The 25,496-nt window shown below is 38.4% G+C and carries 33 protein-coding genes; 23 read left to right on the top strand and 10 right to left on the bottom strand.

From position 1 onward, the window contains the following. The first annotated feature begins 53 nt into the window (after positions 1–53). Positions 54–302 (top strand): helix-turn-helix domain-containing protein, encoded by a 249-nt coding sequence (locus tag ACMH5P_RS08180; RefSeq protein WP_420841143.1) that lies wholly within the window; start codon positions 54–56, stop codon positions 300–302. 91 nt (positions 303–393) lie between these two features. After that, positions 394–1,518: a tyrosine-type recombinase/integrase gene (locus ACMH5P_RS08175; protein WP_459493866.1), complete on the top strand. Its 1,125-nt coding sequence runs from the start codon at positions 394–396 to the stop codon at positions 1,516–1,518. Here the strand turns inward: ACMH5P_RS08175 and ACMH5P_RS08170 are convergent. After that, positions 1,510–2,355, bottom strand: coding sequence for a hypothetical protein (locus ACMH5P_RS08170; protein ID WP_459493864.1), 846 nt, complete (start codon positions 2,353–2,355; stop codon positions 1,510–1,512). The genes ACMH5P_RS08175 and ACMH5P_RS08170 overlap by 9 nt on opposite strands. A 366-nt stretch (positions 2,356–2,721) precedes the next feature. Further along, positions 2,722–3,546 (bottom strand): helix-turn-helix domain-containing protein, encoded by an 825-nt coding sequence (locus ACMH5P_RS08165; protein ID WP_459493863.1) that lies wholly within the window; start codon positions 3,544–3,546, stop codon positions 2,722–2,724. A 143-nt stretch (positions 3,547–3,689) separates the two neighbouring features. On the opposite strand from ACMH5P_RS08165, the gene ACMH5P_RS08160 reads away from it, so the two are divergent. The 7 genes from ACMH5P_RS08160 (at position 3,690) to ACMH5P_RS08130 (ending at position 7,921) form a co-directional block, all read left to right on the top strand. Next, on the top strand, positions 3,690–4,589 hold the full coding sequence (locus ACMH5P_RS08160) for an MBL fold metallo-hydrolase (RefSeq protein ID WP_459493862.1): 900 nt from the start codon (positions 3,690–3,692) through the stop codon (positions 4,587–4,589). A 91-nt stretch (positions 4,590–4,680) separates the two neighbouring features. After that, positions 4,681–4,986, top strand: coding sequence for a putative quinol monooxygenase (locus tag ACMH5P_RS08155; RefSeq protein ID WP_459493861.1), 306 nt, complete (start codon positions 4,681–4,683; stop codon positions 4,984–4,986). Positions 4,987–5,197: 211 nt separating this feature from the next. After that, positions 5,198–5,434, top strand: coding sequence for a DUF1059 domain-containing protein (locus tag ACMH5P_RS08150; protein ID WP_459493860.1), 237 nt, complete (start codon positions 5,198–5,200; stop codon positions 5,432–5,434). Between the two features lie 210 nt (positions 5,435–5,644). After that, positions 5,645–5,872, top strand: a complete 228-nt coding sequence (locus ACMH5P_RS08145) for a hypothetical protein (RefSeq protein WP_459493859.1) — start codon at positions 5,645–5,647, stop codon at positions 5,870–5,872. A 251-nt stretch (positions 5,873–6,123) separates the two neighbouring features. Continuing rightward, entirely contained in the window at positions 6,124–6,669 is a 546-nt protein-coding gene (locus tag ACMH5P_RS08140; RefSeq protein ID WP_459493858.1) for a Crp/Fnr family transcriptional regulator, read from the top strand. Positions 6,670–6,754: 85 nt separating this feature from the next. Next, entirely contained in the window at positions 6,755–7,093 is a 339-nt protein-coding gene (locus ACMH5P_RS08135; RefSeq protein WP_459493857.1) for a DUF2147 domain-containing protein, read from the top strand. A gap of 54 nt (positions 7,094–7,147) precedes the next feature. Further along, positions 7,148–7,921, top strand: coding sequence for a sterol desaturase family protein (locus ACMH5P_RS08130; protein WP_459493856.1), 774 nt, complete (start codon positions 7,148–7,150; stop codon positions 7,919–7,921). Positions 7,922–8,075: 154 nt separating this feature from the next. On the opposite strand, the gene ACMH5P_RS08125 is transcribed toward ACMH5P_RS08130, so the two are convergent. Both ACMH5P_RS08125 and ACMH5P_RS08120 read right to left on the bottom strand, forming a co-directional pair. Next, a complete protein-coding gene (locus tag ACMH5P_RS08125) occupies positions 8,076–8,672 on the bottom strand; it encodes a GNAT family N-acetyltransferase (protein ID WP_459493855.1) in 597 nt (198 codons plus the stop codon). Between the two features lie 15 nt (positions 8,673–8,687). Then, a complete protein-coding gene (locus tag ACMH5P_RS08120; RefSeq protein ID WP_459493854.1) occupies positions 8,688–9,530 on the bottom strand; it encodes a M50 family metallopeptidase in 843 nt (280 codons plus the stop codon). Positions 9,531–9,693: 163 nt separating this feature from the next. Between ACMH5P_RS08120 and ACMH5P_RS08115 the strand changes: the two genes are divergently transcribed. The 5 genes from ACMH5P_RS08115 (at position 9,694) to ACMH5P_RS08095 (ending at position 13,757) form a co-directional block, all read left to right on the top strand. Next, complete coding sequence (locus ACMH5P_RS08115) at positions 9,694–10,077, top strand: hypothetical protein (RefSeq protein ID WP_459493853.1); 384 nt, start codon at positions 9,694–9,696, stop codon at positions 10,075–10,077. A gap of 47 nt (positions 10,078–10,124) precedes the next feature. Then, positions 10,125–10,580 carry a hypothetical protein gene (locus tag ACMH5P_RS08110; RefSeq protein ID WP_459493852.1) on the top strand — a complete coding sequence of 152 codons (456 nt, stop codon included), beginning with the start codon at positions 10,125–10,127 and terminating at the stop codon, positions 10,578–10,580. Between the two features lie 159 nt (positions 10,581–10,739). Further along, a complete protein-coding gene (locus ACMH5P_RS08105; protein ID WP_459493851.1) occupies positions 10,740–12,680 on the top strand; it encodes an LTA synthase family protein in 1,941 nt (646 codons plus the stop codon). A 125-nt stretch (positions 12,681–12,805) separates the two neighbouring features. Beyond that, on the top strand, positions 12,806–13,171 hold the full coding sequence (locus ACMH5P_RS08100) for a hypothetical protein (RefSeq protein ID WP_459493850.1): 366 nt from the start codon (positions 12,806–12,808) through the stop codon (positions 13,169–13,171). 364 nt (positions 13,172–13,535) lie between these two features. Continuing rightward, a complete protein-coding gene (locus tag ACMH5P_RS08095; protein ID WP_459493849.1) occupies positions 13,536–13,757 on the top strand; it encodes a helix-turn-helix transcriptional regulator in 222 nt (73 codons plus the stop codon). 146 nt (positions 13,758–13,903) lie between these two features. On the opposite strand, the gene ACMH5P_RS08090 is transcribed toward ACMH5P_RS08095, so the two are convergent. The 4 genes from ACMH5P_RS08090 to ACMH5P_RS08075 all read right to left on the bottom strand — a co-directional run bounded on the left by ACMH5P_RS08090 (position 13,904) and on the right by ACMH5P_RS08075 (position 16,531). Beyond that, the gene (locus ACMH5P_RS08090; protein ID WP_459493847.1) at positions 13,904–14,521 is read right to left on the bottom strand and encodes a peptidoglycan DD-metalloendopeptidase family protein; all 618 of its coding nucleotides are present in this window, start codon (positions 14,519–14,521) and stop codon (positions 13,904–13,906) included. A gap of 7 nt (positions 14,522–14,528) precedes the next feature. Next, on the bottom strand, positions 14,529–15,449 hold the full coding sequence (locus ACMH5P_RS08085) for an alpha/beta hydrolase (RefSeq protein ID WP_459493846.1): 921 nt from the start codon (positions 15,447–15,449) through the stop codon (positions 14,529–14,531). Positions 15,450–15,593: 144 nt separating this feature from the next. Next, complete coding sequence (locus ACMH5P_RS08080; RefSeq protein ID WP_459493845.1) at positions 15,594–16,286, bottom strand: hypothetical protein; 693 nt, start codon at positions 16,284–16,286, stop codon at positions 15,594–15,596. Continuing rightward, positions 16,283–16,531 (bottom strand): hypothetical protein, encoded by a 249-nt coding sequence (locus tag ACMH5P_RS08075; protein WP_459493844.1) that lies wholly within the window; start codon positions 16,529–16,531, stop codon positions 16,283–16,285. Before ACMH5P_RS08075 ends, ACMH5P_RS08080 begins: the two co-directional genes overlap by 4 nt. A 49-nt stretch (positions 16,532–16,580) precedes the next feature. Between ACMH5P_RS08075 and ACMH5P_RS08070 the strand changes: the two genes are divergently transcribed. The 5 genes from ACMH5P_RS08070 to ACMH5P_RS08050 all read left to right on the top strand — a co-directional run bounded on the left by ACMH5P_RS08070 (position 16,581) and on the right by ACMH5P_RS08050 (position 19,619). Beyond that, on the top strand, positions 16,581–17,291 hold the full coding sequence (locus ACMH5P_RS08070; protein ID WP_459493843.1) for a hypothetical protein: 711 nt from the start codon (positions 16,581–16,583) through the stop codon (positions 17,289–17,291). Positions 17,292–17,352: 61 nt separating this feature from the next. Next, entirely contained in the window at positions 17,353–17,733 is a 381-nt protein-coding gene (locus ACMH5P_RS08065) for a helix-turn-helix domain-containing protein (protein WP_459493842.1), read from the top strand. 135 nt (positions 17,734–17,868) lie between these two features. Beyond that, on the top strand, positions 17,869–18,366 hold the full coding sequence (locus tag ACMH5P_RS08060) for an ester cyclase (protein WP_459493841.1): 498 nt from the start codon (positions 17,869–17,871) through the stop codon (positions 18,364–18,366). A gap of 5 nt (positions 18,367–18,371) precedes the next feature. Then, the gene (locus tag ACMH5P_RS08055) at positions 18,372–19,223 is read left to right on the top strand and encodes an alpha/beta hydrolase (protein ID WP_459493840.1); all 852 of its coding nucleotides are present in this window, start codon (positions 18,372–18,374) and stop codon (positions 19,221–19,223) included. Positions 19,224–19,241: 18 nt separating this feature from the next. Next, positions 19,242–19,619, top strand: a complete 378-nt coding sequence (locus ACMH5P_RS08050; protein ID WP_459493839.1) for a hypothetical protein — start codon at positions 19,242–19,244, stop codon at positions 19,617–19,619. Positions 19,620–19,677: 58 nt separating this feature from the next. Here ACMH5P_RS08050 and ACMH5P_RS08045 read toward each other — a convergent pair whose 3' ends face one another. After that, a complete protein-coding gene (locus tag ACMH5P_RS08045; RefSeq protein WP_459493838.1) occupies positions 19,678–21,267 on the bottom strand; it encodes a beta-N-acetylhexosaminidase in 1,590 nt (529 codons plus the stop codon). Positions 21,268–21,429: 162 nt separating this feature from the next. Between ACMH5P_RS08045 and ACMH5P_RS08040 the strand changes: the two genes are divergently transcribed. The 4 genes from ACMH5P_RS08040 (at position 21,430) to ACMH5P_RS08025 (ending at position 25,083) form a co-directional block, all read left to right on the top strand. Further along, positions 21,430–21,798 carry a BlaI/MecI/CopY family transcriptional regulator gene (locus ACMH5P_RS08040; protein ID WP_459493837.1) on the top strand — a complete coding sequence of 123 codons (369 nt, stop codon included), beginning with the start codon at positions 21,430–21,432 and terminating at the stop codon, positions 21,796–21,798. Next, positions 21,791–23,164 carry a M56 family metallopeptidase gene (locus tag ACMH5P_RS08035; protein ID WP_459493836.1) on the top strand — a complete coding sequence of 458 codons (1,374 nt, stop codon included), beginning with the start codon at positions 21,791–21,793 and terminating at the stop codon, positions 23,162–23,164. The genes ACMH5P_RS08040 and ACMH5P_RS08035 overlap by 8 nt, the downstream gene beginning before the upstream one ends. A gap of 169 nt (positions 23,165–23,333) precedes the next feature. After that, positions 23,334–24,317, top strand: coding sequence for an outer membrane beta-barrel protein (locus ACMH5P_RS08030; RefSeq protein ID WP_459493835.1), 984 nt, complete (start codon positions 23,334–23,336; stop codon positions 24,315–24,317). A 10-nt stretch (positions 24,318–24,327) separates the two neighbouring features. Then, positions 24,328–25,083 carry a hypothetical protein gene (locus ACMH5P_RS08025; protein WP_459493834.1) on the top strand — a complete coding sequence of 252 codons (756 nt, stop codon included), beginning with the start codon at positions 24,328–24,330 and terminating at the stop codon, positions 25,081–25,083. On the opposite strand, the gene ACMH5P_RS08020 is transcribed toward ACMH5P_RS08025, so the two are convergent. Then, positions 25,058–25,495, bottom strand: a complete 438-nt coding sequence (locus ACMH5P_RS08020) for a VOC family protein (protein ID WP_459493833.1) — start codon at positions 25,493–25,495, stop codon at positions 25,058–25,060. The two genes, ACMH5P_RS08025 and ACMH5P_RS08020, sit on opposite strands and share 26 nt — an antisense overlap. Position 25,496: the final 1 nt, after the last annotated feature.

The raw sequence follows: 25,496 nt of genomic DNA, 5'->3' as shown, positions 1-25,496 counted from the left end.
CTGCCCATATATTTTCGGCAGTTAAATTTGGCGCCGTTTTTCAACAAACTATCATGAGAAACTTCATTTACGACTACACTAAGTACCTAACCGTTAAGATGACATGTGATTATCTTAATATATCACGTTCCACATTGGGGGCATGGATGAAAGATGGGAAGATACCATTTTCAAGGATTGGTCGTTCACCTCGATTCGACAGAGATGAACTTGACCAATGGATTAAATCAGGAGTAAGAACAACTATGGACTTACCCCCATTACCAACATTAAATAGAAAAGTACGCTATGGCAACAATTAATATTAGATTAGATAAGAGAGGGAATAGACCCGATAAACATGGGAGATTTAATCTTTCTGTCATTGTTCAACACCAAGGGGAAGTCTTATACTTGAATGTTGATAAGCTGACGGAACAACAGTATAACCACGTTTTTGTTAAGCGTTCGTTGGATGATAAGAGTAAGGAATACCGTCAAAGATGTGATGAGTTTTTAGATAAGGCGGAGAAGGTATTCACAAAAGTAATACCATTTGATAGACAACAGTTTAGAGAGGAGTTTTTTAAGGAGGAGGTAGTTGAACCGGTCACTAAGATTACACCAACACAAATGACCTATTTCGAAATGGCGGAATATTTCAGAGAGAATAAGAGATTAAAACCTGCTTCGAAAAACAGAATGAAGACCGCAAGAAACCAGTTGGAGAAGTTCAAGCCAGGGTTAACCTACAAGGACATTACCGTTAAATTTTTACATGATTTTGAACATGAGGTTACTAAACGAGGCGGTTCACCAGCAACCATTTCAGGTTACATGACTGATATTCGTACGGTTATCAATTACCACAGAAACATCACCAAGTTTATTCCTCAGGACTATGAATATCCATTTGGAGCAGGAGGTTATGGTATCAAAACCTATTTCCCTTCGAAGGTTGTATTAAGAGCGGAGGAAATACAAGCAATTGCGGAATTAACAGAGTTTGAAACGAAGGAACAGGAATGGGCACGTGACATTTGGTTGTTCTTGTACCGGTGTAATGGAATCAATTTTGTGGACCTATTGGCGATGAGATGGGACCATATCAAAGGAGGTAGTTTTAGGTTCTACAGGACCAAAACTAAGACTACGAGACGAAGTAATATTAAACCCATCGTTGCTCCAATTACAGACAAACTACAGGAGGTGTTAGACAAGATTGGTGTTAAGGATAGTCCTTTCATTATCGGTAAGATGAAGGATGGATATTCCGATACGACTTTGTCAAATAAGTCACATAAGCTGTGCGGTGAAATTAATAAGGAGTTGAAGTATGTTACTCAAAAATTAGACCTCTCCTTAAACCTTGTGTTAGATATTGCGCGGGATTCGTATGCTACCACTTTGAACCGTAATGGACGTTCAATAAACCATATTGCTGAGCACTTGGGTCACGCCACTACAGTGGTAACTCAACACTATGTCGGCCAGTTAACGGTGGAGCAGTCAAAGGAGATTAATAGTTGTTTATTCTGATGTTTTCCCATATTCAACATCAAGTGTTGTCATTGCCATTAATGTTTCGAGTGAATATCTTTTATAAAATTTTAAAAAGGATAAAAAGAATAAATATGGTAAAATAATCATAACACTAGTTTTCTTCCAACTTATGCTTTCAATTGAAAAGCCTTGTAATGTGAATGTATATAAGTTTACCCAAAAAAAGACAACAAATAAAAAGGAAACGCATCGTAGAAATCCATATAGAGCAACATAATTTTGAAATTTTGGATTATGAGATTTGGTTCGCTCAAAAGTGTAGTGATGCATAATGGTAAAGAAATCGACATCATCCGGATTGATTGTCATTTTCTTCATGGTAGAATTTTTAGATAATTTGTTATATGCTTGTTCACTTTTTGCTTTAATAAATGAAATAGAAAAATCATCCAATGTTCGATTATTCCAATAGTTGAATCCAAAGTGTTTACCTAATATATAGTCTATTATCGTAATTGGAAATAATGCTAAGGCTAATAAGATTCTAATAAACTTTATTGTTTTTGTTTGATTCGCTAAAAAGTACTTTGGGGGCTTGCATCCAAAGAGAAATTTTGATGGATAACCATAATTCCAAATGGCGTATTTTTCAATTGTATACGAAGAAATAAAACTTATTAAGTGCCCAGTTATGTATGAAAGAATAATAAAAGGTACTGAAGCTGTTAAACTTTCGTAACAAGATATTTCATCGTAGAATGTTTTAACATCATAATTTGAGGAAACAAAAATTAGCCCATATATAAGTGTAGTGCCAGGAATTAAATAACCTAAGAAATCGTAGATTGAAAATGGATTTTGTTTGATTTCCATATTTTTATTTTAGATGATAACTAAAATACAGAATTTCTGCCAAGAATCCCGCCAAGAATATCAGACAAAGGTGGACAAAGTCGGACAAAACAAACTAATTAGTATTTGATTTCTACCAAATCAGTGTTTAAACCCTGTATGGTAACATATCATTATGACCCTTAAAAATCTGTTAATCATGGGGTCCCTGGTTCGAGCCCAGGAGAGGGAGCAAGAGTGCACAAGGCGACAGAAATGTCGCCTTTTTTGTTGTCTATTAGTGAGTTAGGATAGTTGCATTTTTTATAAAATTGACTAATTCAATGACCTATATTCGAAAGGCGTTTTACCAACTCTTTGTTTGAAAAATCTTGTAAAATGAGATGGTTACTTAAATCCAAGTTGATATGATATTTCACTAATTGATTTTGAAGTATCATATATTTTTTCTTTCGCAAGTTCTATCAATTTAAGATGGATTAAATCTTGTGCTGAATTACCTGTTTCTTTTTTAATTAAATCACCAAAATATTTTGGAGATAGGTGAAGTTCATTGGCAAAATAGGAAACAGATGGCAACCCTAATTCTTCAGATTTGTTTGAGTTAATATAGCTTTCAATTAGTTCTTCAAACTTGTTTAATATATCTTTATTTTCAAATTCCCTGGTAATGAATTGTCTATCATAAAAACGGCGACAATAATTCAAGAATAATTCAATGTTATTTACGATTAGTGTTCGGCTGTGTTTATCGATTGGCTTTGAAAGTTCTTGTTGAATTTTGATTAAACAATCAAGGAGCTCATTACGTTCTAATGAAGAAACATGTAGCGCTTCGTTTGAGTTATAAGTAAAAAATCCATATTCTCGAATTGATTTTGATAGTGAAGTGCCCCTTATTAAGTCAGGGTGAAAACACAATGCCCAACCTGATGGCTGAATTAGTTTTTCATTTGATGAAAATCCAAATAGTTGACCGGGTGCAATAAACAAAATTGAGCCATCCTCATAATCGTAGTGGCTACGTCCGTAAGTTAATTCCTCGCATTTTGTATCCTTCATAAACACGATATACAATTCTGAAAGATATTTTGATTGCTTAATAGGGCAGGATTTGGATTGGTCTAAAACACTCACTAGAGGGTGTAAGGTAATTTGTCCCCTTTCGCTATTAAAAATTGAAACACTTTTTATTTTGGTAATTTCTTGCATGTCACTCATCGAATAATAGTATCAAATTTACTTTGTTTTAGGATGAATATGGCAGAATAAGGAAAAATGGTAAGAGAATACGGAAAGGGTATAATCTTGAATGATTTTAAATCCTCGAAATTTGTAATCTAAAATTCTAATTGATGGAAAAGATTGTAAAAGTAATATTCGCCATTGTGTTTTTTGCCTCCAATACAATAAACGCTCAAAGTCAAATGGATAGCGGGAAAATCGGTAAGAAGTTTCAAGCTAAAGCACCTAAAACTGTTCATTTTGGTAAGGAAGCATTTGTTAAAACAAACACTACAATCATCAGATGGCTGGGAATGGCAGGTTTTTTCGTTAATAGTAGAGGTCAAAATTTTATGATTGATCCCTTATTAGAAGGATATGATTTACCATTATTGATGGATTTCCCAATAAAACCCAATGAGGTACCAAAATTGGATGCAGTTTTTGCAACACATAGTGATAATGACCATTACAGCGTAGCAACTTGCAAAAACATGTCTGCGGTAACGAAGGAGTTTCATTCTACCACATTTGTAGATTCTTTGATGCGAAATGACGGGCTAAATTCATTTGGACATTATATCGGTGATGAATTTCAAGTCGGTAATATAAAAGTTAAATTAACTTTGGCAGACCATGATTGGCAAAACAATTTTCCAAAATCTAGCCAAAGATATTATTCACCTGGGGATGCATGTGGATTTTGGTTTAATACACCCGATGGTTCCATTTGGGCACCAGGAGATTCAAGATTTATGCAGGAACAATTACACATGCCCACTCCTGATTTGATACTTTTTGATTATTCAGAAGATGCTGATTTTCATTCAGGACTTGAAGGTGCAGTAAAAATTGCCAATGCTTATCCCAACACGCCATTACTATTGGGACATTGGGGTTTTGTAGATGCTCCTGATTTTAGTCCATTTAATGGTGACCCTGAAAGATTAAAAAGTAGAGTAGTTAATCCCGAAAGAATTGTGGTTTTGGCTCCCGGTCAGCCATACCAATTAAAGAAGTTGAAAAAGTAAATTTATGAACTCGAAAATTTCAGTAGCCTCTATTCTGCTATTTCTGTTAATGTTTACCTATAATCCCCTAACAGCTCAGAAATCAAATACTATGTATAGAATTGCAAAAATTAAAGTAGATGAAAATCAGCTTGAAAATTACAAGTCTGCACTTCAAGAGCAGATGAATGCTGCAATTAAATTAGAGCCGGGTGTATTGTCCTATACTGTTGTTGCCGATAAAAAAGATGCCACATCAATTACCATCTTTGAGGTTTATGCTAATTTAGATGCATATCAGTCCCATATTTTAACTCCACATTTCAAAAAATATAAGGAATCAGTTAAGGATATGGTTTTGTCATTAGAGTTAATTGACACAGATTTAGTTGTAAGAGCAAAAAAACCCAACTATTAAAAACTTCCTGCAAAATTACACGAAGTTCAACACTTTAATTTCCAAATTGTCACATACTCAATCATCGCATTATAGCTGCATCTTTCTTCGAAAAGGGGATCCAAACTGGACAAGACATCAGAAATGATGGCTTTTTCTTTGTCCGTCAGTGAGTTAGGGTAGTTGCAGCTGCTTTGTAGCATTTTATTATATTTATAAAAAAAAATTTATCATGAAAAAAATGACCTGCAAACAGCTCGGTGGAGCTTGTGATATTGAATTTTTAGGAGAGTCTTTTGATGAAATAGCAAACCAAAGTAAAAAACACGGAATGGAAATGTTTCAAAATGGGGATACTGCACATATTGATGCAATGAATGAAATGCAAAAGATGATGAAAGAACCATCTGACTTTGCTAAATGGTTTGAAAGTAAAAAGGAAGAATTTAATAATCTAAACAATATTTAACCTTTCAATTTCCTAATTGTCACATACTCAATCATCGCATTATAGTTGCATCTTTCGTCGAAAAGGGGAGCAAGAGTGCACAAGGCGACAGAAATGTCGCCTTTTTTGTTGTCTATTAGTGAGTTAGGATAGTTGCATTTTTTCAAGTTCAACCTTAAGAAGTATCTAATTAATTTGTAACTTTTATTGACCTTACTCGTTTAAATTAGTATGAAAAAATTTAAATATTTACTTATTGTACAATTCTTCATTTTGCCTATTATTGGTTTTTCTCAAAATAAAGAAGGTGTAAGAGCTTTGATGCAAATTAAAGTCAATTCAGAAGGTAAAACCCCTGTTCATAGTATTCAAGTTTATATCTCAAAAGGAGATTCTGTTTTTAATAAAGCTGTACGTTTTTCAGATGGAATGAGTGTAGATGCCCAAAAGGATATCTAATATAAAATTGCTAGTATCACTATTCAATGACTTCTGTCTTGTCCTTGAAAAATACAAATAGCTTGATTATCTCCTACCATATTTATGCAGATATCTGTAATGCTCTTGTCATATTCTAAAAAGTGATTTTTTTATTTGGGAGGAGGATATAATGTTAACTTTACGTAACAACAAAGCCAGTATAATCACCTCGTTTAAAGTCTTGAAAATCTCATAGTTAGGCACAATTTTACCGCAGAAACAAAAAATGTATGAATATGAAATTCCTTTTTAAATTATTACGAAATCTTAATTCAAAAACTTTTGACAAAGGAGAGAGCATAATAAAAAAAGGTGATAAAACAAATAATGTCTTCTATATCCGAAAAGGGTTGGTACGTAGCTTTTTAATAAATGACAAAGGCGAAGAAATTACTTTTCAGTTGTTTGCCGAGAAGCAACTATTTGGAAATGTTCATATCATTTTGTTAAATGAACCTTCCCAGTTTACCTTTGAAACTTTGGAGAAAACAAAAGTGTACTTTACAGATGTAAAAACTTTTCAAGATTTAAGTTCTGACAATTTAGACTTTCTAAAAATGGACAGCAGGATTTTTGGTCGACAAATTTTGAAACAAGCTTTTCAAAGAATTGATTCCTTTATTTTTCTCTCACCTGAAAAGAGATACCAACAATATCTTAAAGATTACCCAAATATAATTAATCGTGTGCCCGACAAGTACATTGCTAATGTATTAGGCATTACACCTGTTTCTTTGAGTAGGATTAGACAACGTATTTCAAAGAAAAAATATTAATCAAAACCTTTATTATCTTTTGTTAATGAGTTTATCCTCTTTGGGAGTATAAATTTGCATCATTGATTCATGTAATTTTTAAAAAATGAAAAAAAATATTTCGTTTGTTATAGCTCTATTAATGACTGTATTTGCAATGGCACAAAAATCTACTGACAATTTTACGGGTCAATGGAAAACTGCCCAAGGTGCCATAATTGAAATAAACAAATCGGGTTTAGCATTTATTGGAAAACCACAAGGAAAAGATGTGGTGGTACTCAATAATTTAACATTTACCAATGGCAGGTGGCAAGGTATTTTGAGCAATCCGAAGAAAAACACAACTGCAAATTGTGAATCCTATTTAGAAGGAAATAAAATCAGATTTGTGGTAAGGAAGGGAATGATGAAAAAAGAAATATTTTGGTCGAAAACCAATTAATGCATAAATATTTATTCAAAAGTTTGTAATAAAAAATATTTATTAAGTAGCCTTATGGAATTTGAATTTGGACAATACAAGTTGTATGCACTAGTGTTTATTTTCGGGTTAATTACAGCCGAAATTATTTGGAGTTGGCGAAAAGATAAAAATGCTTATGGTGTAAAAGACACCCTTGCAAATCTGAGTATTTTTGCAGGCTTTCAAATATCTAAATACCTTTTTGCAGGGTATCAGTTATGGATTTTTGGTCTCTTTTACCAATTTCGGCTGTTTACCTTTGAAGAATCGGAACTTATGTTTTTAGTTACTTTTTTAGGTGTAGATTTTTGTTATTATTGGTTTCACAGATGCTCTCACGTTGTAAAGTTTTTCTGGGCATTTCATTTGGTACATCATTCAAGCCAACATTACAACCTTACAGTTTCTTATAGACTTAATTGGTTAGGAGCTCTGATAAGTCCTGTGTTTTACATTCCGCTTGCTTTTTTAGGACTACCACTTGATTTTATAGTTATTTGCTATTCGCTTAATTTACTATATCAATTTTTCCTACATACCGAAACGGTAGGTAAATTGGGATTTTTGGAAAACATAATTGACACTCCATCCAACCATCGAGTTCATCACGGTTCTAACGACATTTATATTGACAAAAACTTTGGCGGCACGTTAATAATTTGGGACAAAATTTTCGGGACTTACCAACCTGAAACAGAAAAAGTAAAGTATGGAGTTACCTCAGGATTTGCGGGTTACAATCCATTTTTTTTAGTATTTAAAGGCTTTATAGACTTTATCCGAAATAAGATCAATTATAAAGGCTGACACTTTTACTTATTCAGTTCTAACCTAATTCTATAAAAGAAGAAGTTGTGCTGCATCTCTGAATAACATGGGGAGCAAGAGTGCACAAGGCGACAGAAATGTCGCCTTTTTTGTTGTACTTCAGTCAGTAAGGCGTGCTTCCTCTATTGATTTTCTATATATTTTTCTTCATTCGATAGAATCCATTGTTTGAAAACATAATTTTATGACGCGACATTTCGATAAACCCTTGTCTTTCATATAATTTTTTAGCTTTAGGGTTATCAAAAGCAACATCTAACCATAATGAATTAATGGATTGCTTAATTGAATATTCCTCAACATAATTCATCAACTTAGTCCCAATACCTTCACCTCGTGAAGATGAATCAACAGAAATGTTTTGTATATAAATTCCATCAATTTCTGATTTATCATTGATTGATTTTAAAAAAAGAGATTTAAACCAAATTACGATAAGCTCTCTAGTGGAGAACACCTTAGTGAATGCTTGATTTTCTAATTTTTTATCTAAATTCTTGGGAGCATAAAACAGAAGCAATCCTTTGATTTCGTCTTCGCTACTTTTGTAAACCAGGACATTTTGAAATGAAAACACATTATCTGTTCTCTCAACAAGGTCTTTAATTTTTGGAATGGCAACTGTTCTTTCTCCAAAAATAAAAGGGATTATATTGTCTGTTTCAAATATAAGTCGGGCAATCTCGTGTGTATTATCTGATGAATTTGCAAAATTTATGACAGTGTTCATAGTTTAATTAGTTAACTAATTTATCGATAGGCTATTCCATATATTTACGGGTACGATTTCCTTATAGGTTAGTAATTTTTCTTTTATCAAGGCAGCTTTCTCTGAGTTTCCTCGTTCTTCATAGTGCTTGAACTCAAAATAATATCCCCAAAACTGGACAATAGGTTCAGTATCAGATTGAATTAAAAATAGCTTTTCAATAGAAAGATTTTTATAATGATTATCGATCAATAACTGGCTAGTGGTTTCAATATACGATTGTTCAATATCACCAGTTTTACCTTTGTCATATAAACGTTGCATCCTTTTTCTATCAGTGAAAAAATTGCCCGATTTTTCAGGAATAGTGGTTGCAAAAAATAACCCAGTTGAGATAATTCCTATGATACCAAAACTTGAATTAAATAAGGTATTCGTATAAATAAATAGGGTGATAAACAATAGGCCGAACACTAAAGAAAAAATAGGTCCTGCAATTAAAATCAATGCAAACTGCTCTTTTAGTTTATTCGTAATTAGTATAGGAGAAGAGGCAGCAACCCCGCCAAAATATTGTAATTCTTTATTTAGGTAAAATTTTATCTTATCATCTTGTCGTTTAATACCTAAGAAGGCAACTACAAAAAGCTGAAGTTTAAAACCTTGAATTAAACCTGCAACCAAATGCCCTAGTTCGTGTAAGAAAATGGCAAGAAAGGGGCAAATAATTACGGATATAAAAAAGATAACGGATTCTGAGTTAGTGGTCGGGAATAACTTATAGATAATATCTTTTGGAATAAAATAATAGGCTCCTCCCATAATCCCCATGCCCATCACCATCCCCAATAAACTTTCTTTAACTAATTTATTGTTCATATATTAAAAAAACAGGTATTTAAAAATAGGAAGAATTTAGTTTTACTACACTACCTATTATATAAGCGGCTAAATGTATGGATTTACATCATTTTAATTTATTTATATTACTTTAGGAGCATGTAAAAAATGAGAATGCATTAAACTTATTTAAACGGGAATTATGAAACTTCAATTTTTGAACGCAAACAGTTTTAGTAAAGTTAGCCTTCTAGTTATACTTGGTTTTGGGTGGATGGAGAAAGTATTTGCTTGGGATGGTGTTCCTGAAGGTATTTTTAAAATGGTCGGTTCGAATGTTCTTACCTCTTGGATGACCACTTTAGGTCCCATGGGCCCCAACTACTTTTTAGGATATTTTGAACTCCTTGTGTTTTTGCTTTTGATCTTTAAAGAAAAGTATGGGTCCATATTATCCTGTGTAATTTTTATAGTCACCCTTTCTTTTCTATTTAATGGGTTCTCATTCTCATTAGTAAAGGACATCACTATGTTGGGGATATCTATAGACTTGACCATAAAACATTGGGGGAAAAGTATAGATTGATTTTCAAATGCAATTTATTTGAATGAACTATTCTGATTTTTATTCATATGAAATCACTTTTGCCAAACTTTAAAAGAACTTGCCTAATCGTGGGTTATACATTTATGTTATTGCCCATGAGTCTTTTCGCGAAAGGATTGATGGTGAGTATGGCTGAATTCAAAGTGCCCAAAATCATTTTGGACTCAGCGCATTATTACGATGCGATTCTGTGGGTATATGTGCATATGATGGTCATAGGCTTACTGATCGTGATTATTGGTTATTCGGTCAATGATTTGAATAAACAAAAATGGATCGCGGCTTTACTTTTTATGGTGACCGCTTTCTATGTTTATTTGGATTTTCGAAGTGCCGACTGGGCTTATGGCAATGCACTGTATCAAGGGGAATCATCCATCATTCCCGCGATCATTGGCCTATTGGTTAATCTACTTTTCTTTCAATTAGCGTTACGACTGTTTTTTGGTAGTAAACCAACTATTGGGGATAGCCAAATTTAGCGTTATCGGTATTGCGAATCAGTCTGACAATTGATTTTAGGCAAGCCCTGTCTAGGGTTGCGCAGCCTGTTGGTTCATTTATCTTATTGAATTATTATCTTATTTTTGAATAATGGCTCGATCTCCCGGGAATGCCCAGCAAGAATTAAACAATTGTTTATGAAGAATGTGTTAATTAAACTCCAAAAAATGACGGCATTGATGGCTTTATTGCTATGCATGTACGTTGTTGTACGAGTTATTTTTATTTACACAGTTTCCAAATCCTCGGGGGAATATATCCCTTTTTCAAAGTATCTCATTTACATAGGGAATGGCTTTCGTTTTGATGTAGCGGGCCTAAGTATTTTAAATAGTTTGTTTATCATCTTCTTTTTTTTCCCGCATGGATTTACCGAGTCTAGGTGGGTGAAAAAGGGCACCCTATACTTATTTATCATCAGCAATGCGCTCGGATTATTGGTGAGCCTTAGTGACATTGTTTATTTTCCCTATGTTCAAAAAAGAATTCAGGCCGACACATTTTTATATTTAACGGGCGAAAAGGGAGACAACATTTACATGATTTTATACATTTTTATGAAAGGCAATTGGCCTTTGATTGTGTTGTATTTTTTGATGTTGTATGTCCTTATTAAATACGCCAATCGCATTCTGGCAAAGGTCATTCAACAACATCAAAAGCTAAAAGACTATCTAATTGCGACCGCTTCCTATTTGCTCCTTATTGGTTTATGTATTTTGGGAATAAGGGGCGGCCTCCAAATGAAACCTTTGGATATCATACATGCTTCTGAAATGGTTTCGGCCAAAGAAGTCCCCTACATTTTAAACACCCCCTTTACGATTACCAAAACCCTAGAAAAGGGCTCTTTACGCCCCGTCGAATATTTCCCCATGAAGGTTTACTCGTCTTGTGAATTACCCCTTTCGGTTCCCCAAGTAAAGGACAAATTTGAAGCGAAAAATATCGTTATCATCATTGTAGAGAGCTTGTCTCAGAGTTATTTGAGTTATTATAAGGGCACGAGCGAAACCCCATTCTTAGATTCTCTCTTTAGCAAAAGCTTGGTATTTAATAACGCCTATGCCAATGCAAAAGAATCTATCCAAGGAATACCTGCCGTGGTGGCAAGTATCCCTTCCTGGCAAGACGACTCTTATATTTTTTCTCAATATGCCAACAATCAAGTTCAGTCGATCGCAAGCCTCTTAAAGCCTTATGGCTATCATTCTTATTTTTTTCATGGCGCCGGAAAGGGATCGATGGGATTTGATGCATTTACTTCGTCTGTAGGGTTTGATACGTATGTGGGGAAAGAAGACTATCCAACGATGGATGAATATGATGGTGCTTGGGGTATTTGGGATGAACCCTTTTTACAGTATATGAATACCCTAGTAAGTAAGGAAAAAAAACCCTTTGTTTCCGTTTTGTTCACGATCAGCAGCCATCATCCCTATCGTACGCCAGCAAAATATGGTAATCGTTTCCAAATAAAGGGACATCCCATTAATTCCGTTGTAAAATACACCGATTTTGCTTTGCAGCAGTTCTTTGAAAAAGCAAAAAAAGAGGCGTGGTTTACTAATACCTTATTTGTCATCACGGCGGATCATACGGGTCCCAATACCGGGGATAATTTAACCAATAAAAAAGATGTCTCCATTCCCATTGTTTTTTACCAACCCGACGGGGCTTTGGTAGGCGAAAGGGATGATGTTGCCAATCAAATAGACATCATGCCTTCCATATTGGATATTTTACATTATAACAAGCCCTATTATTCGTTAGGCAAATCACTTTTTAAAGATGATTGCAACCGATATAGCATCAATTACAAAGCGGGCCTTTACCATTGTTACAGCCAAGAATATTGTTACCAATTTAATGGGGAATCCTGCGTGGGTTTTTACCATGTCAGCAAGGATCCCTTATTTAAACACAATTTGCAAAAAGATAAATCGTATCGTAACGCACTCATCGAGCATCAGACCTATATCAAAAAGCAAATCCAAGCATTTAATCAATCCATGATACGAAATACGATGACATTCGATCGCTTTGTCAATGTGCACAAAATCTTTCAGACTCAATGATCGATAAATTTTGCAAGCCCTTCGTTGAATTCGATGAGAGTATCGTAGTATTAGAAAATAATGTAGGCAAGCATTTATATTTGATTAGCTTTACGGGCTCCTAAAACTCAATAAGCATCTACAAAATGAAATATATCGTCGCATTCATGTCACTTCAATTCCTGGTATGGAATGCAAATGCCCAAGACAATATTAACATTAGCTTCTCGAACGATTATAAGGATGTGTATCACCTTTCGCTAATCATCTACACGCCGGATGGGAACATTCAAACCAGGGTAAGCAACCTAAATCCGAATCAAATCAAATCGTATTCTTTACCCCTTAATACCGAAATATTTATCGCAGATTGGAAACAAGAAGCCTTTGCGATGAAAGGGAACGATATCAAATCCACAGGCGTAAAGCCCTATATTGTACTCAAAGAGTCTGATTCCCACCGAATCGTTTCGTTAAGATCCGTTGCGGTGCACCATCCGATAAGGTATTAAATTCCTCTATTGAGTTCCATTACTCCTGATTTCTTCTGCAGTTAATAGGATTTTGTCTCCCTAAGAGACCTTTCGATTATTTTTTGGAAAAATCATGTACACGTATTATCTAGTTCAATACCTATTTAAAAACCTGTTCTTACTCTGAGCTTTTTGTCTCATAATTGTCCATGAAACTAGCGGAATTTTCTGTGTGTAAATGTATATGTACAAAATTTCAGACAACACAGTTTACTTGCAACTTATTTCCAAGTCAACGCGCTTAAATCGTTCCTTAAGCCTACATAGCAAGTACTTCAATTTTAATAATTGAAGGGGTCAAATATGACCTTGTGTCAAATATGACCTTTAACCAATTTTAAACATGAAATTAAAGAAAGAGGAGCTTGTTGTTAAGATTGGTACAAAGATCCGGGAGAAACGCATTGAGAAGGGTTTATCCATCGAAAAACTTGCCAATGAAGCGGAAATCGAAAGCAAACAATTGCGCAGAATCGAACTCGGGGAAATAAATACGAGTATCTACCAGATTTACAATATCACGCACACCTTGGCGATTCCCATGCGGGATATTTTCATTTTTTAATCTAAGCCCTCATCTTAAAAAGTGAAAAAAAATCAAAAACAACTCGGTAGAGAAAAAATCCTTTTATTGGCCATCGTGGTCATTTTTTTCCTCATTGTTTTGTTTTTGAGGTTTCAAATTTCGGCTTGATTCCTGATTTAATCCGACTAATATTTCGTAGGATCTGGGCAATTATCCCTATAAAAATCCACATCTCTTTGCGAACAAACCCCCGGATAATCTCCGTTCATCCCTTGCAGATCTCGGATCAATTGAAAATGTAAATGCGGTGGCCAGTTCCCATTCTCATGGGCCTCTCCCAAATGGCAAAGTTCTTGCCCTTGCGAAATCGAATCCCCTATTTGTATGTGGGCCAAATCCGCACTCGCCAAATGCCCATACAAGCTATAAATTTCTTCCACAGGATGATATAAGATGATGGTCGGCCCATAATTCCCCGAACCCGGATTAACCCGAAAGCTGTGCACCACTCCATCCAAAGGTGCCATAACCGGCGTGCCAGCTTTCGTCCAAAAATCCATTCCCAAATGAATGTTTCGGAAATCTGCCGAATCCGTCGCAAAGTTGTCATGCGCCTCGTAAATCACTCGATGTTCCAGGTAGCCCCCATAGCCAATCTTTCCATCCAATTTTGCATCGATGTATTTGGTAAATGCCTCAATATCTCCAAAGATTTCGGCGTTTAAATCTGTATTCGCAGCGCTGAGGTCGAGCGCGATGCTATTGGTTGGATTTAGGCTTTGATAAAACAAGCGATGAATCATGGCAATCTTATTTGGTCTTTTCGGCCACTAAAAATTTATTGACATCCAACCAATGCGTGAATGCATCAAACCATTTATTACTCGTTCGATTCGGGTTGCCTAAACCAAAGCCATGGCCACCGTTTTGGTAGAGGTGAAACTCGACGGGCCGACCTGCCTTAAACCAAGATTCAATAATCCCAAATTGCGCGTTAAATAAGAAATCATCCGATGCGATGGCGTTAAACATGGGGGGTGCGTTTTCGGGTACTTTGACAGGCCCCATGCCTCCATAGATCGGACCGATAAAGGCTAATTTCATCGTTTTCGAATGGAGTGTCGCATGCATCGTCAAACCGGCTCCCGCCGAGAATCCAATCATACCGATACGCTTGGTATCTACACCCCACGCAGAGGCATTTTTGAGAATCAGCGCATAAGCTGCTTCGGCATCTTCCAATTGATTCGATAGATCCAATTGTGCCATGGGATTCGTATTTTTCGCTGTGCTATCTGTTTTCTGAGGAGCCGGACGTGGGCGATTCATCCAGGCGGTGAAATCCTCCAGTTTTTCGGCCGTCGGGAAAAGGCGGTATTTTAACACAAAAGCGGTTATGCCTTTTTTGGCAAGTGCCTCGGCTACTTCCCATCCTTCGTTGCCCATGGAAAGCCAGCGGTATCCTCCGCCGGGTGCCACAATCACCGCGGCACCATTTGCCGTCCCCTTTTCCGGAAAGAAGGGCGTTAATGTGGCGGTGGAAATATTACGTGCCATCGGATCCCCCCATTGGCGGAACCAAGTCTCAGGGGCGGGTTGGTCCTTCACGGAACCGGTACCCAAAGGAATTGCATTAGGTTCTTTGGGGGCCTCCAAAGGATAGATGGTTCCATCTTGGGCGAGTGTAGTCCAACCAAGGAACACGAATAAAAGGATAAATACACTTTTCATAGGGTAGGTTAATTAATGATTGATAGATTATCCAACGGATAATTAATAATACGAAATTAATTTCTAGTTATTGTACTTAATTACCACTTGAATTGTGGAACGCCTTTCACACGGGAATTAATCGTGTTGTACTTATATGCATGCTTATTGCAATTCCACGAATTGAACATATACCCCCAATAAAATATGCCAAAATAGGTAGTGGCCCAATCGCAAACTCAACGAAGCGAGAAATCCTGCCTTTTTGAAATAATACGCCTGCAAAGCGTTCATGCCTAAACCCGTCAGGAAGGCATAAAAGATGTAAGCAATTTGACCCGTAGGGAATTGCTCCAGCGGTTCTCGAAGTGCGGTAAGTATAATTGCCGACCACATAAAACGGTCGTAATATTTCCCATTCGCAATCTTGTTTCCTAGCAAAAGTAGGAGGGTCATCGGAATGAGTCGGTAAAATACTTCTACCTCCAAAGCCCCCGAAAAGAACAAGAAAATCGAATAGGGGAAAGGCTGTAAAAACGGAGGGAGCTCGGTATATGATTCGGGATGTTGGAGAACTTTAATGACCAAAATATCGAGGATTCCAAATAACGCCCCGAATACCAGGGGCCGTAAAAACCGATGTTTGTTTGGGATATTTGTATCGATGAAATTAGGCAAGCCAGCCGCGGATTGCAGGAACAGAAAGGGTACTCCCAATCCGAGCCAAGCTATATTTTTCCATTCCCAAATTCGCAACCCCGTATAACTTGTCTTTATTTCCTGGGCATACAGAATGCCTACAGCCGCCACGAGTAAACATGCCGCATAGATGAAAATGTTTAACCTAGCGGATTTCATTTCAAGACAAATGCATTTAATATCTCGATAAACACCAAACCCAATACGATGGACAAGTGCGTCACTAAGGCTAATTTTTGCCAGCCGGGTCTTTCCGCCCAAGCTTGTTCCGGGTTAAATGGATCAAATGCCAAGGCAATTCCCAAATAAATGAGCGCATCGCCAATGGATTTTTGGTACAGTTCTACACAACCCAGTAGGACAAATCCGAGGTAAAGAAATTTATTGATGCCGTATTTTTTCATGTCGAAAAATACAACACATCACCTATTTTTTGAAATCGAATTTACATAAGTGGCAGAATTTCATTTATTTTCCGCTGAAATTGCATTTATACACATGAATGATTTTTATCAATTACCGACAGCCTTGCTTTGGTTGGCCACTTTACTGTTGTTGATCCTTGGCTTTGCCCCTGCTATCCTCATCATCGAATGGGCCTATACTTCTCCGGTGTATTATCTGCTTTTTCTGCCTTATATCCCCTTTGCCCAATTTGCCTTTACTCCCTTTTTTACATTGATAGGGTCCTATAGATATTATTCCCCCATGCTATTGGGTTATATGGCGACCGACAAGCAAATCGATTTACACAGCGGAACAAGTTTTGATTACCTGATGGTCATGCGAAATACGAAAGCGGGTCGAGGCTTTCGTAATACGATATTCATGTATCACTTGAAGGGCATCCTAAAATTGATCGAATTGATTGAGTCGAAGCAGATTTTACCGTCCGTGCAGGTTGTCGGCACGTCCTATTTTTTCAATCAAAGAACCCTCCGAAAAATGGGATTCGAAATGCAAATGGCATCCGGATTTTACACGCTAAACTTATACCTCAATTTCATCGATTTATGTTGGATGTATTCGGTCTCACAGGGCAAGTTTGCCATTCCCAATTTAAGCAATGCGCAGAAAGCCTGGACCACGGGCGAAAGGCTAGTGGAACACAAGCCACAGATTGAAACAATTTATAACTACCTGAAAAATAACACGACAAGGTAAATGTCGGCCAAATGACGCTTTCCTGTCAATTTTATGATCAATCCTTTAAACATATTTGCAAATGGAATTTGGTGAACGAGTAAAGGAACTACGAACCGGGTTAAATTATTCTCAAAAAGAACTCTCTGAAAAATCGGGCTTAACGCTTCGGACCATTCAGCGAATTGAGAACAACGAAGTCAAGCCGAGCTTATACTCCCTAAAAGTGCTTGGAGAGGCTTTAAAAGTAGACCTTTCGAATGTAGCACCGAAATCGGACGCCAAACCTTATGAATTTAATTTCACCATTAAAATTACGGATATGAACCAACTCATCTCAGACCTGAAAACACTCATCAAAAACAACTGGAAAATCATTCTTTTGATTGTTTTGGTCATTTATTTGATCTCCAACTACACCGACTTCAAAACCGGGATTATAGAGGGATGGAATAATAAATAAGCTAATTTGGCCGACCGCATGGTCGACTTTTTTTATGCCCAAATGTTCCCTCTCCCGAAATGGGAACAAGGAAGGCCTAATTTAGTCTTCATTTCCTTTCAGATTTAATAGGTTTGGGTAAACAAATGTTAACCCATGAAAAAACTTATTTACCTCCTATTTGCCTTGTGCCCTATGCTGGCTCACGCTCAAACCAAAAAAGAATGCGCCGAGCTGCTGCAAGCGGAACAACATGTGGCCGCCAACATCAAAATGTATACGGAAACCTGGGACAAAATCTTTAATCAGCGCGACATCGACCAAGTCAATGAAAAGAACTTTGCAGCCGACGTGATTTTATTAAATCAAAAAGAAAAAATAAGGGCCCAAGGTATCGAAGAATTTAAGAAGTCATTTAATTATTATTTAACGACCTTTTCCGATATCAAATTTACCTTCATTGATGTTTGGGGGCACGGCGACAAACTAGTAAAACACTGGAATTTTAAGGGTACTCATACCGCCACAGGCAAGCCGATGGACTTGTCGGGCGTAACCCTGGTTAAAATGAAAGATGGTAAGATTATCGAAGAACAAGATTTTGATGATAACCTATGGTACAACCAACAATTGGGGCAATACCTCGTAAAATAATCGCGATGAAACAGATTAAACTTATATTCCTAGTTCTCTTCATTTTTGCTGCGCTACGAGTTCAAGCGCAATATCCTTTGGTCAACAAATTTGAATTGGATTCAAAATCGAACAAGACACATTACACCATCGAAGTTTCGGTACCCGAAAATTACAATGCCTCCAAGAAATATCCCTTCTATTACATTTTAGATGGATACTATTCCGCAGCCATGGCACATGGTGCGCACCGGGTTTTACAAATGGAGAATCTTATCGAGGACGTGGTCGTTGTGACCATTACGGGCCCCGAAAAGACGACCAGCGAGTGGTTGATTAACCGCTGGCCCGACTACACCTTTACGGTCGACACGCTTAATGACGTGGGCGCAGCGAGGTATTTCAAATTACCCGTAGGTAGTCTCCATTCAGGCAAAGGAGATGCATTCCTCAAAACACTTACCCAGGAGATTTTTCCCTTGGTGGAGGGGAAATACGGATGCAATGGTGATCGAGGAATTGCTGGGCATTCGTTGAGTGGTCAATATGTGGCTTACCTGATGTTTGGGACCAAGGATCTATTTAAGCGATTTGCGATTAATAGTTCTTCCCAACGACTTTGGCTTCAGAATGAAATCCGTCGCATCGAAGCCAAATATGCTGAGACGCATAAGAGTTATCCGGTGCGCGCGTTCTTATCTTTTGGGAGTTTAGAGGCGAAAGACGGGATCGAGGATTTACGGGATTTTGAAGGCGTATTAAAAACACATTATCCGGATATGAAATCCCAATTTGTGGAATTTGCGGATGAGACGCATGTCTCCGTGACGCCGGCCATGATCACACGTGCCATGTGGTTTCTTTACAAAAAACAATAAAACTTAAACAAACATACCATGAAAAAAATCATCCTTCTTCTTGTGTTTGGCTTGGGCATTAGCCGTGCGGCATCCGCACAACATGCCATCAATTCAGTCCATTTTTACGACGTAAAAAATGCGGACATGGAAAAAACCTACATCGCTAGTTTAAAAGAAATCAATGCCATCATGGCGGAGATGGGTTATCCCAAAAACTATTACACCCATTTGAAATTGGCGGCGTCGGATACGACAAGCAAATACCGCAGTTGCACGATTGGACACTGGAGTTCAGAGGCGGAATACAAATTGATTCACGACCATCCGAAGTTCAAGGCTTGGTCTGAGAAGAATAAAGGTACCAACGCCGTCTTCATTTCGGGTCAGTTGTACCGCAAGTTTTATGCGGATTAAGGGAATAGAATGGCAAATAAAAAGGGCTGCTTCCATTTAAGAGGCAGCCCTTTTTGAATTATGGTTGCGTTAAAAAGGCCTTCGAGTAATTAATCTTCATCGCATCCATAGAGGGCAAATGACCCGTTAAGCGCTTCTTGAAATCTGCGTAGTTTTTGGATTCCTTTGCCGACCATGCTACTTCTGAAAGTGCCAATGCGCGCGGATAGGTCATGTATTCTGCGTAGCCAATATTGCTGATGTATTCCGTCCAGACATTGGCCTGAATACCTACGACATGCTTAGCCTCTTCTGCGGTCAATTCAGGCAAGTTGGGCTCAAAAGAATAACACTTGCTCAAAGGCAAATTTCCGCCTATCGCAATCGGCTCCGTTTTCGGATCCGCTTGGTAATAATCCAAATAGAAATAGGAATTCGGAGACATCACCACATCGTGATTTTGCTTCGCCGCCTCGATTCCTCCCTTCGTCCCGCGCCAGGACATGACCATTGCATTCGGAGATAGACCCCCTTCCAGGATTTCATCCCAACCTAAAAGCTTCTTGCCTTTTGACGTGACGAATTTATCGATCCGACGAATAAAGTAACTCTGTAATTCATGCTCGTCTTTGAGCCCTAATTTCTTGATTAAATCTTGGCAAAACTTACTCTCCTTCCATTGTGTTTTTGGGCATTCATCCCCACCGATGTGAATGTATTGTCCCGGGAAAAGTGCCATCACCTCCGTCAAGACATCTTCCAAAAAGGTGAAGGTTTCCTCGCGCGGGAATAAGACATCTTCCGACACCCCCCATTTTGTTTTGACCTGGTAAAGCTTGTCGGCATTCGCCCCAAACTGTGGATAAGCCGCTAATACCGCCTGCGAGTGACCCGGCATCTCAATTTCAGGGATAATCTGGATGTATTTTTTGGCCGCGTACGCCACGATGTCCTTCACTTGTTCTTGTGTGTAGAAACCTCCGTGCGGTTTACCGTCGTACTTTTGGTCCTTGTAATGACCCAGCATACTCTCTTTCCGGACCGAGGAAATGGAGGTCAACAAAGGATATTTTTTAATTTCGATCCGCCAGCCTTGATCCTCCGTTAAGTGCCAATGAAAGGTGTTCATTTTGTAAATCGCCATTAAATCGATGAAGCGTTTTACGGATTCGACTGGGTAATAATATCGGCCCACATCGAGCATCAAACCTCGGTAGGAAAATCGTGGCTCATCCTTAATTTGGACATTGGGAATCGCGATAGCTCCCGCCAATTTGGTGCCCGAATATATTTGTGCAGGCATCAATTGCAGGAGTGTCTGCAATGCATAAAAAGCACCTTTGCCAGTCTTCGCCTGAATGGAAATTTTACCCGAGCTGATTTGAAGCGTATAAGCCTCCTCGCCCAAGGAGGTATTTTGGGCAAATTGAATCGATCCACTTTTGGCCAATTTCGTGCTAATCGGATAAGCGCTCGCTTTTTGAAGATAGTCCTGCAATAATTCCGCGACTGGCGCGAATTCCGGATGCGAATAAGTAACATTCGTCGATTTCTTCACCACAAATTGACCCGTCTGTGGCACAACTTCCTTCGGCAAAGGAATGAGGTTATAGCTGTTTTGGGCGAAGCCGACAAAAGATATGCAAAGCAATAATGCGATCGTTTTCATAGTTATCTTGATAGGTTTTGTGTTTGAATTTAGTTAAAAATTTGAGGATTCATATCCCTAATTGCCTGAAACAGGCATATTTAAAATAACTAAAAATTTAGTTAGAAATATTTTGTAACTAAAAATTTAGTTATACATTTGTCCCAACGAAAACGTAGACAGATGAAAAAACTAACGCAAGCGGAGGAGCAGGTCATGCAGGTCATTTGGACTTTACCAGAGGGTGGATACCTGAAAGACATCATTGAAATTTTACCTGAGCCCAAGCCCCATTCCAACACGGTCGCGACCTTGTTGAAGATCCTTGTCGAAAAGGATTTTGTGCAAATCTCCAATCCGAATCGCAACAACCTCTATTCAGCCAAGGTTTCAAAGGCGGATTATTCTGGCCAACGGATGGCGGGTCTCGCCGAATCATTTTTCGAGGGATCTTATGCCAATGTCGTTTCTTTCCTCGTGGATAAGAATCAGATGTCGATTGAAGACCTAGAACTTTTGTTGGAAAACCTAAAATCCAAAGGCCATGAATAAGTCGGAGCTTTTCACCTACCTCCTAAAATCGACGATTTTATCGGGGATCTTCTTTGGCTATTATTGGCTCTTCCTGAAGAACACGATTTACCATGCCTATAATCGCTTTTTCTTGCTAGGGTCCATGCTCTTAAGTTTATGGATACCCTTCATAAAATTATCGATGTTTACCTATACGCCAGAGGAGCTTGCCGATGTGCCGGCTTTGCGCTTTATTAACCCATTACCCGCAGCTCTTGTCGCCCAATCCGAGTTCGCATGGGAGGTCATCGCCTTAAGTCTCATTAGTGCCTTATTGCTTGCCTACCTAGCTTATTCTGCGTTTCGGATCTACCTCATTAAAAGGACAAATCCCGTGACGCACATGGAAGGATTCGATTTCATCGAAACGGAATTGGAGGAGGCGCCGTTTTCCTTTTTCCAAAACCTCTTTTGGAAAAAATCGCTCTCCATGGATGACGAAACGGGACGCAAAATATTCCAACACGAGTTGGCCCATATCCAGCAATGGCATTCGCTGGACCGACTCATCAGTCAATTGATCTGTTCGATTTTTTGGATGAATCCCTTTAACTGGATCATTCAAAAAGAATTGCAAAATATCCATGAATTTATTGCCGACCGCGATGCGGTGGGGACGGACGAGGTGGATGCCTTTGCCAAAATGCTTTTACAATCCTATTATGGGAATCATTTTTTAAACCCGACTCACTCTTTTTATTATTCATCCATTAAACGACGAATTATCATGCTAACAACATCGAAATCACCCAAATACGCCTACGCCAGAAAGGTAGCCGTATTGCCACTTGTCGCCTTGACTTTGGCGGTATTTTCCCTTCAAGTGAAGGCACAAGAAAAGAAGGCCAAGAAAGCATCAGGGGCGCAGTACCTCGTAACGATGCGTCCGGATTCCACAACTTTTACTGACCCGAAAACGGGCAAAAAAGTATTCTCGGTATCGACCAAAGATATGCCACCTCCACCGCCACCCGCTGCAGCGCCGGCGGCTCCGGAAGCTCCTGAACCAGTACCTACCGTTAAAATGGTTTATGTGGATTCGACAACCGTAGAATTTAAAGGATCGAAAGACGGTAAGAATATCGTTTTCCGTGCCGAGAAAGTGGGAACTAGCGCCTCTTCTCCCAATGAAAAATCGGGTATCATTTTGAAACCATCCGCTTCGTCGCCTCAAGCAAAACCCTTGGTGGTCGTTGATGGCGTGGTGATGAGCAACTTGGACTTGGATAAAATCAGCCCGAGCAAAATCGAGTCGGTGAATGTCCTCAAAGGCGAAAAAGCCCTTGCCAAATACCCCACGAATGGGGCCAATGGCGTGGTCGAAATAACCACGAAGAAGCCCTAGTGTCACGAGTTTAGTTTAAAAAATGAAAAGGATTACGAAATAGGCGGTGAAATTCACCTGCCTATTCCCGTTTGGGGGTATCAATGTTTTTGATATTAGTTGGTTTTCGTGTTCATTTTTTATTCAAATTTGCAGGCAATCTCATCGACACAAGCTCTTGAAATAACCTGTGTATAAACACGTTTTGGCCCTTTGTTTGTTCGCCGTTGTGAGTCACACGTTGGCACAATCGGATACCCTGAAATGGCATGTTGACGTCTATTCAGAGGTCTATTATGTCCATGCTGAAAAAGGTCAAAAATCCCCCATTTTTTACAATCACACAACTACCCAACAGCCCGCACTTAACCTGGGGATCTTGGATTTCGCGGCGGAGCACAAACGATGGTCTCTGCAAAGCGCGATTATGCTAGGGACTTACGCCCAAAAAAATTTGGCGGCGGAGCCGGAGTTTTGGAGACATGTCTATCAACTAAGCATTCAATATCAGTTGAATCCATCGAATCAACTCCAAGTGGGGATTTTCCCATCTCACATTGGACTTGAATCTGCAAAAAACATGGATAATGATCTCTTTTCGCGAAGTTACTTGGCGGAGAATTCGCCGTATTACGAGACAGGGATTGCCTGGAATTATACGCCTAAATCGCCATTTTCCATGCGCGTGTTGGCACTCAGCGGTTGGCAACAAATTGCCAAATTTAATCCGGCTTTAGGCGCACAATTTGGATACAGTTCCTTATCCGGCTTGAAGATTAATGCGAGCCAATTTGTAGGAAATCAAGGTAAAGGCACGCGGGTCTTTTTTAACCAATACGCCCAAATTCCGATATCAGCCAAATGGAGCGGAACGATCGGTTGGGATCTCGGATTGGAATCAGGAAATACCTGGCATGGCGGATTAATGTATTTGACTTGGAGGCCTGCTTCCCGTTTGCGAATGAGTGGTCGATTGGAATATTATTCGGACCCTCGTGGAGTTATCATGCCCGCGGCATTTGAAGATGTGACGCGATCATTAGCCCTTGATTACACACTAACTAAAAAAATCTTACTACGTTCAGAAGCCAAGCATTCGAATAAATTTGGGAGTGAAATTCTATTTGGACTGATTTTTAATGCTACATTAGCCTCTAAATTTCATACGCATTAACTACCAATTTATGAAGTTCGAACAAATTTTCTGGGTGAGTTTTGCCTTTCAGCTCATTGGCCCTCTTTTTAAAATTATGCACCTGCCTATTGCGGAGGAATTATTGATTATTGGGGTTATTTCTCATTACCTTGTCGCGATTCTTGCGATGTTAGAAATTTGGCAATCGGCAAAAATTGAACGTAACGAGAAAATCATGTGGACGATTGCCTTTCTTTTTTTAGGCGGATTAGTTGGATTACTTTATGTATTCGTTGGTCGAAAACGTATTAATCATGAACGAAAAAACCTCTTTTTTTCAAAAGTACCGCAACGAAATCATCGTAGGGGTCTTGGTATATTTATTCTTGCTTTTGCGGCATATTTGGGACTAGATTTATCGTCCAAAACAAGTTGGGAAGCCCCACCAAATTCAACAAATTACTTACTTATGGTATTTCCAAAACTCTCTCTTCTTTTAAATATTCTTGTCCTGATTCCGGTTTGCTCGGGAATTTATTTAAAAAGTTCATGGACATTAAGGTCCTATGGGACAGATACGCCCGCCCAAAGGATTCTTCTTTCCATTTACTTAGCGATTCTGATTTCCTCCGCAATCTTAATTTTCAAATTTGACCCAAAATTTGTGATGGCGCTATTAACGGTCCAAATCATTTATAAGCTATTGAGCCCTTTTATGGTTGGGTCATTTACGAATCCTGTGATTATCAGCAATATCTTTATTGCCTTATTTCACATGGTCAGCGTTTGGAAATTATCCCGGTAAAATTAATCATCCACTCTACCCCATACTTATCCCGAAAGGCACCAAAATACGAACCCCATGGACTGTCGCCTTGGGGGAATTCTACTTCGCCGCCCACGGATAGTCCCGCGAAGAGCGCATCAGCTTCTTCCCGACTGCCCGCTTGGAGGCTAATCTTGCTACGATTTTCGGATTCATTCACGACGCCTAACATGCTGGGAACGTCACTGCCGGTTAACAAAACCACGCCATCAAGTACTAAGCTAATGTGCATGATTTTAATCAACTCATCTTCCGGAAATGAAAATCCCTCGGTTTGTAAATCTTTGAATCGCATGATACCGCGAAGCTCACCGCCGATAGTGGATTGATAAAATTCAAAGGCCTCCTCGGTATTGCCATTGAAGTGGATGTGTGGATTGATTTTTGTCATG

Source organism: Aquirufa sp. 5-AUSEE-100C1 (assembly GCF_054558655.1).
The sequence above is the reverse complement of the archived record's forward strand: the minus strand, read 5'-3'. Positions and strand labels throughout refer to the sequence as shown.

Bases quoted from the DNA above. Each gene is read 5' to 3' on its own strand.
- ACMH5P_RS08035 (WP_459493836.1), top strand. From the start codon at position 21,791: ATGAATAAGTCGGAGCTTTTCACCTACCTCCTAAAATCGACGATTTTA.
- ACMH5P_RS08120 (WP_459493854.1), bottom strand. From the start codon at position 9,530: ATGAACAATAAATTAGTTAAAGAAAGTTTATTGGGGATGGTGATGGGC.
- ACMH5P_RS08050 (WP_459493839.1), top strand. From the start codon at position 19,242: ATGAAAAAAATCATCCTTCTTCTTGTGTTTGGCTTGGGCATTAGCCGT.
- ACMH5P_RS08100 (WP_459493850.1), top strand. From the start codon at position 12,806: ATGAAATATATCGTCGCATTCATGTCACTTCAATTCCTGGTATGGAAT.
- ACMH5P_RS08020 (WP_459493833.1), bottom strand. From the start codon at position 25,495: ATGACAAAAATCAATCCACACATCCACTTCAATGGCAATACCGAGGAG.
- ACMH5P_RS08115 (WP_459493853.1), top strand. From the start codon at position 9,694: ATGAAACTTCAATTTTTGAACGCAAACAGTTTTAGTAAAGTTAGCCTT.
- ACMH5P_RS08045 (WP_459493838.1), bottom strand. From the start codon at position 21,267: ATGAAAACGATCGCATTATTGCTTTGCATATCTTTTGTCGGCTTCGCC.
- ACMH5P_RS08105 (WP_459493851.1), top strand. From the start codon at position 10,740: ATGAAGAATGTGTTAATTAAACTCCAAAAAATGACGGCATTGATGGCT.
- ACMH5P_RS08160 (WP_459493862.1), top strand. From the start codon at position 3,690: ATGGAAAAGATTGTAAAAGTAATATTCGCCATTGTGTTTTTTGCCTCC.
- ACMH5P_RS08040 (WP_459493837.1), top strand. From the start codon at position 21,430: ATGAAAAAACTAACGCAAGCGGAGGAGCAGGTCATGCAGGTCATTTGG.
- ACMH5P_RS08090 (WP_459493847.1), bottom strand. From the start codon at position 14,521: ATGATTCATCGCTTGTTTTATCAAAGCCTAAATCCAACCAATAGCATC.
- ACMH5P_RS08130 (WP_459493856.1), top strand. From the start codon at position 7,148: ATGGAATTTGAATTTGGACAATACAAGTTGTATGCACTAGTGTTTATT.
- ACMH5P_RS08145 (WP_459493859.1), top strand. From the start codon at position 5,645: ATGAAAAAATTTAAATATTTACTTATTGTACAATTCTTCATTTTGCCT.
- ACMH5P_RS08135 (WP_459493857.1), top strand. From the start codon at position 6,755: ATGAAAAAAAATATTTCGTTTGTTATAGCTCTATTAATGACTGTATTT.
- ACMH5P_RS08150 (WP_459493860.1), top strand. From the start codon at position 5,198: ATGAAAAAAATGACCTGCAAACAGCTCGGTGGAGCTTGTGATATTGAA.
- ACMH5P_RS08180 (WP_420841143.1), top strand. From the start codon at position 54: ATGAGAAACTTCATTTACGACTACACTAAGTACCTAACCGTTAAGATG.
- ACMH5P_RS08095 (WP_459493849.1), top strand. From the start codon at position 13,536: ATGAAATTAAAGAAAGAGGAGCTTGTTGTTAAGATTGGTACAAAGATC.
- ACMH5P_RS08165 (WP_459493863.1), bottom strand. From the start codon at position 3,546: ATGCAAGAAATTACCAAAATAAAAAGTGTTTCAATTTTTAATAGCGAA.
- ACMH5P_RS08170 (WP_459493864.1), bottom strand. From the start codon at position 2,355: ATGGAAATCAAACAAAATCCATTTTCAATCTACGATTTCTTAGGTTAT.
- ACMH5P_RS08075 (WP_459493844.1), bottom strand. From the start codon at position 16,531: ATGAAAAAATACGGCATCAATAAATTTCTTTACCTCGGATTTGTCCTA.
- ACMH5P_RS08140 (WP_459493858.1), top strand. From the start codon at position 6,124: ATGAATATGAAATTCCTTTTTAAATTATTACGAAATCTTAATTCAAAA.
- ACMH5P_RS08080 (WP_459493845.1), bottom strand. From the start codon at position 16,286: ATGAAATCCGCTAGGTTAAACATTTTCATCTATGCGGCATGTTTACTC.
- ACMH5P_RS08025 (WP_459493834.1), top strand. From the start codon at position 24,328: ATGAAGTTCGAACAAATTTTCTGGGTGAGTTTTGCCTTTCAGCTCATT.
- ACMH5P_RS08065 (WP_459493842.1), top strand. From the start codon at position 17,353: ATGGAATTTGGTGAACGAGTAAAGGAACTACGAACCGGGTTAAATTAT.
- ACMH5P_RS08110 (WP_459493852.1), top strand. From the start codon at position 10,125: ATGAAATCACTTTTGCCAAACTTTAAAAGAACTTGCCTAATCGTGGGT.
- ACMH5P_RS08060 (WP_459493841.1), top strand. From the start codon at position 17,869: ATGAAAAAACTTATTTACCTCCTATTTGCCTTGTGCCCTATGCTGGCT.
- ACMH5P_RS08055 (WP_459493840.1), top strand. From the start codon at position 18,372: ATGAAACAGATTAAACTTATATTCCTAGTTCTCTTCATTTTTGCTGCG.
- ACMH5P_RS08085 (WP_459493846.1), bottom strand. From the start codon at position 15,449: ATGAAAAGTGTATTTATCCTTTTATTCGTGTTCCTTGGTTGGACTACA.
- ACMH5P_RS08125 (WP_459493855.1), bottom strand. From the start codon at position 8,672: ATGAACACTGTCATAAATTTTGCAAATTCATCAGATAATACACACGAG.
- ACMH5P_RS08155 (WP_459493861.1), top strand. From the start codon at position 4,681: ATGTATAGAATTGCAAAAATTAAAGTAGATGAAAATCAGCTTGAAAAT.